General features: G+C 48.4%; 13 protein-coding genes and 1 pseudogene. 12 read left to right on the top strand and 2 right to left on the bottom strand.

Annotated features, from left to right (window positions below):
* From WG8_RS27290 to WG8_RS29395, 6 genes and pseudogenes are all read left to right on the top strand, one after another.
* Positions 1-284, top strand: a pseudogene (locus WG8_RS27290) (alpha/beta fold hydrolase); the annotation flags it as partial.
* A 501-nt stretch (positions 285-785) separates the two neighbouring features.
* Positions 786-1,601 carry a MerR family transcriptional regulator gene (locus WG8_RS01115; protein WP_007428208.1) on the top strand — a complete coding sequence of 272 codons (816 nt, stop codon included), beginning with the start codon at positions 786-788 and terminating at the stop codon, positions 1,599-1,601.
* A 25-nt stretch (positions 1,602-1,626) separates the two neighbouring features.
* Positions 1,627-1,905: a hypothetical protein gene (locus tag WG8_RS29400; RefSeq protein ID WP_007428207.1), complete on the top strand. Its 279-nt coding sequence runs from the start codon at positions 1,627-1,629 to the stop codon at positions 1,903-1,905.
* The gene (locus WG8_RS01105) at positions 1,898-3,097 is read left to right on the top strand and encodes an MFS transporter (RefSeq protein WP_007428206.1); all 1,200 of its coding nucleotides are present in this window, start codon (positions 1,898-1,900) and stop codon (positions 3,095-3,097) included. Before WG8_RS29400 ends, WG8_RS01105 begins: the two co-directional genes overlap by 8 nt.
* A gap of 180 nt (positions 3,098-3,277) precedes the next feature.
* A complete protein-coding gene (locus WG8_RS01100) occupies positions 3,278-3,895 on the top strand; it encodes an isocitrate lyase/PEP mutase family protein (RefSeq protein WP_007428205.1) in 618 nt (205 codons plus the stop codon).
* Between the two features lie 52 nt (positions 3,896-3,947).
* Positions 3,948-4,145, top strand: a complete 198-nt coding sequence (locus WG8_RS29395; protein WP_332309832.1) for a PaaI family thioesterase — start codon at positions 3,948-3,950, stop codon at positions 4,143-4,145.
* Between the two features lie 103 nt (positions 4,146-4,248).
* Here the strand turns inward: WG8_RS29395 and WG8_RS01095 are convergent, their stop codons facing one another.
* Entirely contained in the window at positions 4,249-4,539 is a 291-nt protein-coding gene (locus WG8_RS01095) for an ArsR/SmtB family transcription factor (protein WP_043890662.1), read from the bottom strand.
* 337 nt (positions 4,540-4,876) lie between these two features.
* Between WG8_RS01095 and WG8_RS01090 the strand changes: the two genes are divergently transcribed.
* From WG8_RS01090 to WG8_RS01065, 6 genes are all read left to right on the top strand, one after another.
* A complete protein-coding gene (locus WG8_RS01090; RefSeq protein WP_007428203.1) occupies positions 4,877-6,166 on the top strand; it encodes an ABC transporter substrate-binding protein in 1,290 nt (429 codons plus the stop codon).
* Positions 6,167-6,268: 102 nt separating this feature from the next.
* Positions 6,269-7,165 carry a carbohydrate ABC transporter permease gene (locus tag WG8_RS01085; RefSeq protein ID WP_007428202.1) on the top strand — a complete coding sequence of 299 codons (897 nt, stop codon included), beginning with the start codon at positions 6,269-6,271 and terminating at the stop codon, positions 7,163-7,165.
* Positions 7,162-7,986 (top strand): carbohydrate ABC transporter permease, encoded by an 825-nt coding sequence (locus tag WG8_RS01080; protein WP_043890661.1) that lies wholly within the window; start codon positions 7,162-7,164, stop codon positions 7,984-7,986. The genes WG8_RS01085 and WG8_RS01080 overlap by 4 nt, the downstream gene beginning before the upstream one ends.
* Positions 7,987-8,046: 60 nt before the next feature.
* Positions 8,047-11,091, top strand: coding sequence for a glycoside hydrolase family 2 TIM barrel-domain containing protein (locus tag WG8_RS01075; RefSeq protein WP_007428200.1), 3,045 nt, complete (start codon positions 8,047-8,049; stop codon positions 11,089-11,091).
* A 268-nt stretch (positions 11,092-11,359) separates the two neighbouring features.
* Positions 11,360-11,623 (top strand): AbrB/MazE/SpoVT family DNA-binding domain-containing protein, encoded by a 264-nt coding sequence (locus WG8_RS01070; protein WP_007428199.1) that lies wholly within the window; start codon positions 11,360-11,362, stop codon positions 11,621-11,623.
* The gene (locus WG8_RS01065; RefSeq protein ID WP_007428198.1) at positions 11,620-12,021 is read left to right on the top strand and encodes a type II toxin-antitoxin system death-on-curing family toxin; all 402 of its coding nucleotides are present in this window, start codon (positions 11,620-11,622) and stop codon (positions 12,019-12,021) included. Before WG8_RS01070 ends, WG8_RS01065 begins: the two co-directional genes overlap by 4 nt.
* 74 nt (positions 12,022-12,095) lie before the next feature.
* Here the strand turns inward: WG8_RS01065 and WG8_RS01060 are convergent, their stop codons facing one another.
* The gene (locus tag WG8_RS01060) at positions 12,096-14,063 is read right to left on the bottom strand and encodes a BglG family transcription antiterminator (protein ID WP_007428197.1); all 1,968 of its coding nucleotides are present in this window, start codon (positions 14,061-14,063) and stop codon (positions 12,096-12,098) included.

Genomic DNA, 14,063 nt, shown 5'->3' with positions numbered 1-14,063 from the left:
CCGATTGTCTCGGCGCAATCGGCTGGGCGAAAGGGTATGCTACAGGCGCGCATCAGTTTGAAGTACCTAATGCTGAAGTCGTCCGCATGATTCGCACGAAGCCGGCAATGGCCATTTGGGGAGAGTCTGACCGCACGCTACATGCTGAACATTTTCTGCCGCTGTTCACGGAGTTGTTCCCTGACGCCCCCGTTCATCGACTTACAGGCGTGGGTCATTATTGTCTGGAAGACGCACCTGATGAAATTGGACGTCTCGTTGCGGACTTCATCCACCGGAACTGAAACGCGGTCTCGAAGGAAACAAATCTCCAAGGAGGATTCCCATGACTTATAATCGTACGACAGAGATGGACGGCCTGAGCATTTTCTATCGCGAAGCCGGAGACCGCAACCGAGCGGCTCTCCGATCAAGTTCACATTTTCTTACCGGAATATCCCGGATTCGGGTACAGCGATGCGCCATCGACCGAGACGTTTGCATATACGTTTGACTGTTTAGCCGATATCGTCGAGAAATTTACAGTGAAGCTCGGCCTCAACTATGCACTTTATATGCAAGATTTTGGCGGACCTGTCGGCCCTAGAGCCAGCTGTACCAGCTGCACATTGATGTGCGGCTTTTTTTCTGTTCGGAAATCCGCTCAGTCGATGGACAAGATAACGGGCGGTGAACTGTTCTAAATTTTCTTTTTTCGCCGTCTGCTTGACTCTCCCCTTAACGGGAAAGTTATACTTCGGAAGAAGTGAGCAGAAGCGCAATATTGGATATTAAGGGGTGCATTTATGTTCAAAATCAGCGAGTTTTCGAAGATAAGCCAAGTGTCTGTCAAGACGCTTCGGTACTACGACCAGCTGAATTTGCTCAAGCCGGCCCATACCGATCCTTACTCTGGATACCGATACTACACTGCCGATCAGTTATTTCAGCTTCACCGCATTTTGGCCTACAAAGAACTGGGGTTCTCGTTGGAGCAAATTCGCCGGATGATCGACGAGCAAATTCCGCTTGAGCAAATCAGAGGGATGTTCCGGATCAAGCAGCACGAGATTCAGTCCATTGTGGACAAAGAGCAGGTCAAGTTGGTTCGCATCCAAGAACGGCTAGACGCCATCGAGCATGAGGGAAAACAGGTGGGGACGCATGATGTCGTGCTGAAAGAAGTGGAACCGCAATTGGTGGTGTCTTATCGGCAAAGAACTTGTTTTCGGCAAATTCCAGAGATGTTTCGGCAGCTGGACGATTATTTGGGCAATGCCGGTCGAACGTCCTTGTCGCAGATCATTTTGTGGCATGGCTCTGAGGAAAGCGATGAAGATATGGACATTGAAGCAGCTCGGCTGCTAGCCGACAAAATGCCAAGCCGGCCGCCCTTTGCAGTCCAACGGTTGCCGGGCATTCCGCTAATGGCCACGCTGATCCATCATTGCCGGACGACGAGCCGCTGCACTGCAAGCACGGAACTGGCGCTGTGGATTGAGCGAAATGGTTATCGAATGATCGAAAACGAACCGCGGCGCGAAATTTGCATCCCTCATGAACAGACAGGCGATCCTGAAGCTTATGTCGCGGAGGTGCAGATTGCCGTCGAGAGAGCTTAGTTTAGGCGTAGGAGGGGGAGAGAGGGTGGTAGTGTTGACAAGACACCAAAAGTTATTGACGTTGAATTTGTTTCTATTAACCTTTGTGCTGGGGACGAGCGAATTTGTTATTGTTGGGCTGCTTACAGAAGTAGCGACTGAATTGCAACTCGACATATCAACGGTCGGGGCGCTTGTATCGGCGCTTGTATCGGCGTTTGCCTTGTCGTTTGCCGAGCAGCTGCCTGCTGCTTTTCTTTTATCTCGATTATGTACCAATTGGTATTTAATGTGGCTGATCAATACGGAGGGATACTATGTCTAAGGTTGCTTTGAATCAAGCCGAACCGTCGAAAGCTAGCATTCGCAGCTGGCTGGCGATCGTTGTTCTCGGCATTGCCATGTTTACTATTGTTGCCACTGAATTCGCTCCGATCGGACTGCTATCGTTTATCGCTTCCGATCTTGGGCGCAGTCCCGCAACGGTAGGGCTCATCGTGACGGCCTATGCGCTGATTGGTGCAGGCAGCGCGTTGCTGTCCGCCGTACTGCCGAACCACTTCCCGCGGAAGCCGCTGCTAATCGGGCTAATGTTAGTGCTGGCTGCCGCAAACGGACTTGCGATGATCGCCCATTCGTTCCCGGTTCTGATGCTGGCGCGGGTTATCGGGGCGCTATCGCATGGCGTTTTCTGGGCAATGGTGGCCGCGCTTGCGACACAGATGGCTCCTCCGAACCGGAAGGGCCTTGCGACTTCGATCGTTTTCGGCGGCATGTCGATTGCAAACGTGCTGGGTGTTCCGCTGCTCAACCTGATCGGACAGACGTGGGGCTGGCGTTTGGCATTTGGCATCCTCGTCGCGGCCAGCATGCTCACGGCGCTGTTAATGGCCATCGTGCTGCCGCAAATAAAGGCCAAAGGATCGGTCGGATTCGCCACCTTGGCCAATGTGCTGCGTAGTGGGAGGCTGTGGCGTGGCTATACGGTGGCGATCTTCACGGTAGCTGCGCATTTTGGAGCGTTCACCTACATCGAGCCGTATCTGAGAAACGTCCCTGGCATTGCTCCCGCTATGATCGCCGCTCTGCTCTTTGGCTTCGGGGTCGCCGGCTTGCTCGGAAATGTGCTTACCGGGGCGCTGATCGACCGCTTCATGAAGACGGTCATCGCCGTATCACTACTGCTTATGTGCATATCGCTCATTGGTCTGGGCACGTTCGGGCTCAGCTCCGGGGTATGGCCAGTACTGGCTCTGCTCGTTGTTTGGGGCACGGCAATCTCGATACTTTTTATTGGTATCCAGACATGGGTATTGCGAACAGGTGGGGCGGCGGCTATCCCGGCGTCAGCCGTGTATACGACCGTGTTCAACTCCTCTTCCGGCGTGGGAGCCGTTCTAGGTGCATTCGTTTTGAACAATGCCGGTTTGTCTTCCATTATGACCTCGGACGGTCTGGTTATCGTCATGGCTTTTACTCTCGTTGTTTTGGATCGTGGGGTGAGGAAGACATCATAACGCTGGGGAGGATGCGGGAGCCCAGAAAAGCTTCGTCTTCGGTACCAATAGCGTGGCGGGTAACCGATATGCGGACAAGTTGCTCGGCAAGCATTTATCGAGAACTGGTCAGTATCATTTTGGTATTATCACGTTCGGACTCACTAAAAAGAATTTCAGTGGTGCAGAGGGGCTAAAGGTATGAGCAAAATTCAGGAGTTTAAAGTATTACATGAATCGAACGAGCTTTTATTGTTAGGAAATGCATGGGACTTGTTTTCTGCGTTGTCTCTGGAGAAAGCCGGATTCAAAGCTATCGGTACGACCAGTTGGGGTATAGCAAAAAGCTTGGGTTATCCAGATGGTGAAAGGATTGAATTTGACACAATATTAAATCGCATAAAAACGATATTGGATCATGTAAACATCCCTGTTTCTGCCGACATAGAGTCGGGTTATGGAAAAGATGAGAAAACGATAGTCGAGAATGTATTGAAACTTGCGGATACCTATTTGCTGAATATAGATCCGTGCAACGAAACGACGGTCCGGGCGCAAGCCTATGTGGAAAGCGGCGCAAGCGGAATTTTTGTTCCTGGATTGAGGGACGATAACGAAATCAAAGCGGCTGCAGTGCAAATTGCTGCTCCTCTAAACCTTATGTCTGTGCCAGGGCTTACAAGCTGCAAAAAGCTCCAGGAGCTTGGAGTCAAGCGGCTAAGTCTCGGCGGCGCCATATATCGGAAGCTTCAAGCGTTACTGGACACGTGCGCGGCTCATATTTATGAATCTCAGGATACGTCTTTGCTATTCGATTGAATGCAGAAAGGATAACCCTGTAGCCATTGCCACCGGTTAAGTCCTGTTTGAGATGGAAGCGACCCAAAGCCGCTCCAATCCCCAAGGAACACTAAATGGAGGCGTAACAAGTACGCTTGCAGACATTGGGATGGGCGTGGCTTTCGGGACAACCCTTCAACCGGAGGAGAGTTTTACGACCATTGAATTAAAAATAAATTTTTTGACGAGAACCAAAGTCTTGTGGCCTATGCAACAAGTACTTGCATGATCCTTCGTGGAGATAAAGCATACACTAGCCCTCAACAGCACGGTTCCTCTTAGGCCGCGTCTTTTGTATTCCCTCCATAACGAACGATAAAAAGAATTTCTTTCTACAACGTATCCAGAAATCCGGGTAAGTAAGTTTGAAATGTCTCCAAATCGATGCTCATATACTTCGCTTGAGCTTCTTTTCGTACCTTGATCAATTTTGCCTCCTTTAAAGTACGCAAGTGATACGAAGTATTCGATTTCGTAGTATCGCGAATGTGTCCTACTTCTCCACAATTCATCTCCTTTTTGCTGACGTATAGAGTTCGTATAATGTCCAATCTTGTTTCATCAGCTAACGCCTTAAATATTTTGACTCTGAGCTCATCATTTATTATTTTTTGAGTAGTCATAAAACCATTGTACTAAGATACCGCTACAAATCAAGTCTTTAGATAAATACCACCATAAAATCCGAATACCTATAAAAAATATAGGCTGAACTTAAAAAATGCGCATGTAAAACGGAGTGGGTGGAATGGTGCTATAAAAAATACCTAAATCCAAAAAAAGTACAAATGTAAGCGGTGCCTTTTTTGATAATTGATAATAATAAGACAAATCCGTATAAAGATATTCCTAACTGCCCACAAAGCAAGGATGATAAACTAGATTCATAAATAAGGTAACCGCTTTCAAAAAGCTTTACATGAATAGCAGCTTATAAAAAAAGAGTAGGGGTTGAACGAAATGAAAAAAATGTCTTTTCTTTTGCTGATCGCAAGCTTGATCTTGCTATCTGCGTGTTCCAGTAATACTGAGAAAGCAGCTACGACCACAGATTCAGGCAAAAAAGAAATCACCGTCTGGGCTTGGGACCCGAACTTCAATATCGCGGCCCTGAAGCTGGCAAAAGATCGCTACGTTGCCAAACATCCTGATGTAAACGTAAACATTGTTGAATATGCTCAAAATGATATCGTACAAAAAATGAATGCCGGCCTCAACTCCGGTTCTACCAAGGGATTGCCAAACGTGGTTCTGATCGAGGATTACCGGGCACAGAACTTCCTGCAAGCCTATCCGGATTCCTTCCATGATATGAGCAGCTCGATCAAAGCATCCGACTTCGCTGATTACAAAATTGGACCAACCAGTTACAACGGCAAGCAGTACGGTGTTCCATTCGACTCCGGTGTTATGGGTCTGTATGTAAGAACGGACTATCTGGAACAAGCCGGCTACAAAGTAGCTGATCTGACCAATATTGATTGGGACAAATTCATTGAAATCGGTAAAGCCGTAAAACAAAAAACAGGTAAAGAAATGCTCACTCAAGATCCGAACGACCTCGGTCTGATCCGTGGTATGATCCAATCCGCAGGTTCTTGGTACCTGAAAGAAGACGGTAAAACACCAAACCTGGCAGGCAATGCAGCTCTGAAAGAAGCGCTCTTGACGTACAAATCCTTGTTCGATGCAAATATTGTTAAAATGAATGCCGACTGGAGTCAATTCCTGGCAGCCTTCAATAGCGGTGCAGTTGCTTCCGTACCTACAGGTAACTGGATTACGCCTTCGATCAAAGCAGAAGCTTCACAATCGGGTAAATGGGCCGTTGTTCCTTTCCCTAAATTGAAAAATGTACCTGAATCCGTGAATGCTTCCAGTCTCGGCGGCAGCTCCTGGTATGTCCTCAACTCGGACGGTCAAGATATCGCTGCTGATTTCCTGAAAGAAACATTCGGTTCAGATCAAGAGCTGTATCAAGATATGCTGAGCAAAATCGGAATTGTCGGTTCATTAAACGCAGCTTCCAGCGGTAAAGCTTATGACGTGGCAGATCCTTACTTCGGTGGCGACAAAGTTTACAAGAAATTCGCAGAATGGACCAAACAAGTTCCAAAAGTCAACTATGGCCTGCACACATATGCCATTGAGGACATCATGACCGTTGAGATTCAAAACTACCTGAACGGCAAAGATGTAGACGCAGTTCTGAAAGATGCTCAAGGACAGGCAGAAGCACAGCTTAAATAAGACAGTCCATGTAGCCAAGGCTAAACAATAAAACGATAAGCACTTAAAACCTTGGGCTTGCGAGTTCAAGGTTTTAATGCTGTATAGGGAGTTGATATGGTTATGAAGACAGCCGCGCCCAAAATGACTACAACACGTCTCAAAGCAGGTATGACAGGATGGTTGTTCATATCCATCGCAGTGATCATGATTGCGGCCTTTTATTTTTACCCGATGATTCAGGCGCTTATCTTGTCCTTCAAGACAGGTACAGGGTCTAATCTGACCTTTAACGGTATTGATAACTACAAGCGTCTGTTTACGGACAGCATGTTTATAACCGCCGTGAAAAATACGTTTATCTATTTAATTTTCCAGGTGCCTTTGATGGTTATTCTGGCACTGTTCATTTCAGTATTGCTGAATGATAAAAATCTGAAATTCAAAGGCTTTTTCCGCACAGCCATCTTCTTGCCTTGTATTACATCGCTGGTAGCCTATTCCGTTGTATTCAAGTATTTGTTCTCGGCTGATGGTCTGGTCAATTCCCTATTGCTGAATCTGCACGTGATTGGTACGCCGATCCAATGGATTACGGACCCCTTCTGGGCCAAGGTTACGATTATTATCGCGATCACATGGCGCTGGACCGGGTACAATATGATCTTTTACCTGTCTGGTCTTCAAAATATTGACAGTTCCATCTATGAAGCAGCCCGTATTGACGGCGCTTCCCCGATCCGACAGTTTTTCAGCATTACTGTTCCACTGCTTAAACCGATTATCCTGTTCACCTCGATTACATCGACCATTGGTACACTTCAGCTCTTTGATGAAATTATGAATATTACCAAGGGTGGACCGGGCAACGCGACATCTTCTATTTCGCAATATATTTACAACCTGTCCTTCAAGTATTCATCCGACTTTGGTTATGCGGCGACCGTCTCCTACTCCATCGTCATCATGATCATTATCTTGTCGATTATCCAGTTCAAAGTGGCAGGTGAGAAAAAATGATGAAAACGAAAAGATTATTTACGTATGCCTTTCTGATTATTGTGTCGTTCGTTTCCATTTTCCCGTTCCTGTGGATGCTGTCCAGTTCCACCAATCTGTCGGTCGATGTGACGAAAGGCAAGCTCCTGCCCGGCTCTCATCTTATGGATAATATGCATAGTTTGCTGGAAAAGGTGGATATCGTTACAGCACTAAGTAATTCTGCAAAAGTCTCAATCTCAACTACACTGCTGGCTATGCTGATTGCATCCCTGGCCGGCTATGGCTTTGAAATTTACAGAAGCAAAGCCAAAGACGTTGTCTTCAATATCCTGCTGATGTCGATGATGATCCCGTTTGCGGCGATCATGATCCCGCTTTATCGGATGTTCGGCAGTATTTCCAATGTGATGCCTTGGATCGGTATTGATACACTCTCATCTGTTGTCATTCCGACCGTCACTACGGCGTTCCTGATCTTCTTTTTTCGTCAAAGCACCAAAATGTTTCCGAAGGATCTGCTTGAAGCGGGTCGCATGGATGGATTGTCCGAGCTGGGTCTGTTCTTCCGGGTATACATGCCTACGATGAAAACAACCTATGCCGCTGCTGCGATCATCACGTTCATGTCCAGCTGGAACAACTACCTCTGGCCTCTGATCGTGCTGCAAACGCCCGAGAATCAAACCATCCCGCTGTTGATCTCAAATCTGGGCTCCAGCTATGCACCTGATTACGGTGTCATCATGATCGCTATCGTCCTGTCCACACTGCCGACGGCACTGGTATTCTTCCTGATGCAGAAGCACTTTGTAGCGGGCATGGTTGGCTCGGTAAAATAACAGATTTTTGAACGGATCACCGATATCTTCATTTCATTTTAAAAATAAGGAGTGTTCGCCTTGACCATCCGTATCCCCAGTCTGGACTGGCTCACCGATGTGACCAAGTTCGCGGTAAATCGGCTGCCAGCCTATTCCGATCATAAATATTACGCCACGCTTCAGGAAGCAGAGCACCGGGCCGATATGGCCTGGCGCCATAGCCTGAATGGGAACTGGAAGTTCAACTATGCAACGAACCCAGCCAGTCGTCCGGTGGAATTCTATGCCCCTGGCTTTGAGTATGGCGGCTGGAGCGATATCCAGGTGCCGGGCCATATTCAGACGCAAGGCTTCGGCCAAATGCAGTACGTGAATACGATGTATCCGTGGGATGGACATTCAGACGTTCGCCCACCGCATATTCCAGAGGATCACAACCCGGTAGGGAGCTATATTAAAAGCTTTGTTTTACCGCAAAATATGAGCTCTGACGGGCAACCTGTGTTTATTTCTTTTCAGGGCGTCGAGTCGGCCTTTTATGTATGGTTAAATGGAAGCTTTGTCGGCTACAGCGAGGACAGCTTTACACCGTCTGATTTTGAATTGACACCGTTCCTGCAAGCCGGCGAAAACAAGCTGGCGGTAGAGGTATACCAAAGAAGTACGGGAGCGTGGCTGGAGGATCAGGACTTCTGGCGTTTTTCCGGCATTTTCAGAGACGTATATCTGTACACGATTCCTCATGTTCACGTACGTGACCTGCATGTGAAGGCCGACTTGGATGCCTCCTACACCCAGGGCCTGCTGGAGCTGGAATTAACCTTGGAAAAATCGGCAACTGCCTATGCAGTCGTCGATGTGAAGGATGCTGCGGGCCAGATTGCAGCTTCTTTGAAAGCCGATTTCACAGATGGCAAGGCTTCGCTATCCGCAAGCCTGGAGCAAGTACAGCGCTGGAGCGCGGAAAAGCCCTATTTGTACACGTTATTCATTCAAATTTATGATGCCGAGGGAACACTCGTCGAGGTTATCCCGCAAAGGATCGGCTTCCGCAAATTCGAGATGCTCAACAAGGTCATGCACCTGAACGGCAAACGCATCGTCTTCAAGGGCGTGAACCGACATGAATTTAACGCACGCACCGGACGCGCCATTTCCCGAGAAGATATGCTGTGGGATATCCGAACACTCAAGCAAAACAATATGAATGCAGTCCGTACCTCTCATTATCCGAATCAGACCCTATGGTATGAGCTGTGCGATGAGTACGGGGTATACGTAATTGACGAAATGAATCTGGAGACACACGGGTCCTGGCAAAAGCTCGGCGCAGTTGAGCCTTCCTGGAATATTCCCGCCAATCTGCCCGAGTGGCAGGATATCGTCATGGATCGCGCCATTTCCATGCTGGAACGGGATAAAAACCATCCGTCCATTCTGATCTGGTCCTGCGGCAATGAATCATACGCGGGTGAAGTGCTGCGCAACGTAGCCAACTATTTCCGCGCCGCCGATCCAAGCCGTCTGGTGCACTACGAAGGCGTATTCCACAACCGTACGTACGATGACACCAGCGATATGGAAAGCCGGATGTATGCCAAGCCCGCAGATATCGAGCAGTATTTGAACGACAATCCGCAAAAACCGTATATCAGCTGCGAGTACATGCATGCGATGGGTAATTCCGTAGGCGGCATGCACAAATATACCGAGCTGGAGAACAAATACGAGCTGTATCAAGGTGGTTTTATTTGGGATTACATTGATCAGGCGGTCATGAAAAAAGATCGCTATGGACGCGAGTACCTCGCTATCGGCGGCGACTTTGACGATCGTGCCACAGACTACGGCTTCTGTACGGACGGCATTGTCTATGCGGACCGAAAGGTTTCACCGAAGATGCAGGAGGTCAAATTCCTGTACCAAAATCTGAAGCTCAGCCCTGATCGGAACGGCGTGACCCTTCGCAACGAAAACCTGTTCGAGGGAACGGGCGACTACGAGTTGGTATACAGCCTGCTGCATGAAGGTCAAGAGATCGCACGAAATGTGAGTCATGTGGATGTGGCGGCTCAGACCGAAGCCTATATTCCACTGACGTTCCCGGGTACGGACGAGAAGCCCGGGGAATATGTCATTCACACGGCGCTTGTTTTGAAGGAAGCCACGCTCTGGGCTGAGGCCGGGCATGAAGTAGCCTTTGGACAGCATATTTTCATCGTGGAAGATTCAAAACCGCTGAAAGCCACTACGGGTGGTGTTCTGCGAGTGGTACATGGCGATGTGAATATCGGTGTTCACGGCACAGATTTCAGTATCATGTTCTCCAAAGGAACAGGCAGTCTGACCTCGCTGCGTTACGCCGGACGCGAGATGATCGCTATGCCTCCTGCCCCGTTGTTCTGGCGTGCAACCACGGACAATGATCGGGGAACCGCCCTGGGCTTTGAAGCCGGGGGCTGGTTCGCTGCGAGTCTGACACGTAAATGTGTGGGCATCGAGGTCACGGAAGAGCAGACAGACCGTGTGACCGTTACATTCCGCTACACATTAAGCATTCATGCAGGCGTACAAGTATCGGTAGCCTATACCGTCTTAGCCGATGGCAGTCTGAACGTAAAATCCACCTATGAAGGCGTATCAGGATTGCCTAACCTGCCGATCTTTGCCCTTTCGTTCAAGGTTCCGGCGGACTACCGCCATCTGGACTGGTATGCGATGGGACCGGAGGAGAATTACATCGACCGTGCCTTCGGTGCGAGACTCGGCGTATTCCGCAACGAAGCTGCGGATAACGTCTCCGGCTATGTCGTGCCACAGGAATCCGGCAACCGTACAGGCGTACGCCGTGTCGATATTACCGACGATTCCCGGCGAGGCATTCGCATTACCGCACCTGCCACCGCGCCTGTGGAATGCAATATTTCGCCGTATACAGCGTTTGAGCTGGAAAGTGCATACCATCTGTATGAACTGCCCAACGTGTACTACACCGTTGTCACTGTAGCTGGCAAGCAAATGGGCGTAGGCGGCGACGATAGCTGGGGCGCTCCCGTGCATGAGGAATACCAGATTTCAGCCGATCAAAAGCTGGAATTTGAGTTTACTGTCCAACGGATATAAATAATACGCCACATAGATAATCAAGATAATCATTCATGCAACAAGCTAAGCCCTTCCGGCTTCTCATGAGAGAAGCATCGGAAGGGCTTTTGTACATTCGGTTAGCTGGTAGCCAGATTGACATATGCCCGCATCCCTCCGGGTATTCCCGGCAAAAGACTAATACTGAGTCTCCGATATAAAAACTGAATTAAAAGATATGTTTAAATACCACGAGAACATGTATAATTGTTATAACAGTTGAAAAATATAATAAGGAAGACAAAATATGGGTAAGGTGATTGAAATGGAGCGTAAAATTACTAAATTCGGAAATAGCTTAGGGATTACGATGACAGAAGCCATTAAGCAGCTCGGACTGGGCCTGGGAGATACAGTTCAGGTTGAAGTAGATCACACGAGCGGACAAATCATCATACAAAAATCGAACAAAATAACTCTGCCCTCGGGGTTAAGTGATGATTTTTTTGAAACCCTTTCTCAAGTAATGGATTCATATGACGAAACCCTCAAAGGACTTAAGGATAGATGAGTAGCATTCGTTTCTTAACCATTCCAGAAGTTATAGCTATTCATGTTGCCATGATTGAAAGATACAGTAAAAGCGAACAAATCGGCTTCAAAAATATCCGTTTGCTTGAGTCTGCTGTTCTACGTCCTCAATCATCGGCATTTAGTGAAGATACTTACCCCACAATATTCAGCAAAGCAGCCGCATTATTTGAATCTCTAGGACAAAACCATCCTTTCCATCATGCAAATAAGCGAACGGCCTTTACTGCATTACTCATGTTTTTACGCTACAATAACTTTCAATTTAAAATGGATCAGAAAGCAGCCGAAGATTTTACTGTCGATATGGTTAATCATAAATTTTCGTTGGATCAACTCGCTTTATTAATCGAGCTCCACTCATCCACATTACACTAGTGAACCGAAAAAAGAGATCGCGAACGATCTCTTTTATATTGCTTCATATCGTGAGACTACAGGCTGGTCAGCTCTCAATGAAAATCACTGCTCTTTATCGCAAGCACCTGGCGTGCAATTAGCATAAAGGCATCAAAGGAGTGGCAATGCTTTAATCGTTCCAGCGTTTCCTCCTGACGGATCAGCTCTACAAACAGATCATAGATTCCCATGGCCTGCTCGTAGTCCTCCTTGCAGATCGACAGCAGGAATACCGCGTGAACCTCATGGTTGGCATCCCATCGGATCGGGTTTTCCAGCAAGCATACGCTTACGACCGTTCGATTAGAGCTGAGCTCAAGGGGATGGGGAATAGCCATACCTCGATCCAGTGCAGTAGATCCCAGCTTCTCCCTCTCCTTGACTGCTGGCAGGAACTTGTCGGTCACAACCCCTTTTTGCTTTAAAATACCGCTCATTTCTTCAATGAGTGCATCCTTGTCCGGCTGATCGGATCGGGTCATAAACCATTCCTTGTCAAAATACCGCAGCAGTGAAATTTCCTGCTCCTCGTCGCTGGCACGCACCATCCGCGTCATCGTCTCCATATCCCGTTCCGAAGGAATCGGGCTGATCACCGCCGACGGCTTGTTCTTGCGCTGCTGCAAGTGAATGGTCGATACGATGAGATCCTCATCGACGGCAGGCATCTCCTCATATTCTCGAAGGGAGACCACTCGGGATACATCCAGCTCGGCAAACAGGGAACGCAGTCTGGATTCCAGAATGCGGGCGGTTCCGTAGCCGGAGCCGCACACCAGCAGCACCGTTTTGCGACGCCGATGGGGAATATTGTATTTGCGCTCCAATGCTGCTCCGATATGAAGCGCCAAATAACCGATTTCGTTATCGTTGATGTCATACGGAAACGATTTTTGCAGTTCTTTAACCGCACCCACTGTGATCTCATAGGCCAGCGGATAATATTTGCGGATATGTCCAAGCAGCGGATTGCGCATGTTCATACCATGCTCCAGTCGGGTCAGCATCGGCTTCAAATGCACAAATAAATCCCGAGACAGCCGTTCATCATCACGCAAATCATAGGTGAAGCGCTCGTAGACAAATGTCAGCATCCCGCGCACTGCCAAAAAGAGTCGGTCAGACTGGAGACGCTCCCACTCGGTTTCCGCCATCTTTTTGCTAACGATATGCAGTAGAATATAATCCAGCTCTCCTGCAGGACAGGTGATGTCAAAAGCTTCTTCCATCTCACTCAGAATGGTGGCAGCCAATTCCATATCCCGCTGACTGCCTGCTACTGCCTCAAAGCGTTCTAATCCATGCCCTTCCTTCACTCGCAGCACCATGACCGCCAGATGAGTGATGAGATCTTTCAAGGCCAAATCAGCCATCCTGATGCCATGGGGCCGCAAATGCTTTAGGATAATGGTGCGGATTTGCGATAAGTCCAACCCCTGGAATAGCTGTTGTTGCCCCAAGGGCATACCGCTGCGTTGTCCCTCTTCATCGCGGACGTCAGCATATTCAGCCAGACAATAACGGATATTCTTCTCTTCCCCGATCACCTTCACACCATGTCCCGGCTTGGTACGCAGGGTGAGGCTATAATCCTCCAGAATCCGACGGATGATCTTGGAATCATTATTCATGGTTGCCCGGCTAATATACAGCTCGTCGGCGAGGTCTTCCATCTTTACATATTCCCCCGCATTCAGCAGCTTGAACAGCTCATACCGTATGCGCTCTTCCGGTGCTCCTGGTAACGGCTGATTTACTTCCGTTTCCTCCTGACCTTCCTCTGCGAGAAATCGGTATCTGTCGGGATCATCAACCAGGATCGTATAGCCGATTCCCCTCTTGGATTCCAGACGCGCTCCGTATTCATTCAGAATACTGCCCAGTTTTTTGAAATCATCGCGGATCGTCCGTTCCGTGACTTCCAGCCGCTCCGCAAGTGCTCTGGTAGTCCAAGACCAGCCTTGATCATTTCCACTGACGAGCTGGTACATCTTTTTCAAGCGTTTGTAGGGAAAAATCAT

Origin of the sequence: Paenibacillus sp. Aloe-11, assembly GCF_000245715.1 — a bacterium.
GTDB lineage: Bacteria > Bacillota > Bacilli > Paenibacillales > Paenibacillaceae > Paenibacillus > Paenibacillus kribbensis.
Note: the sequence above shows the minus strand (reverse complement) of the source record. Positions and strands in the feature narration are given on the sequence as shown.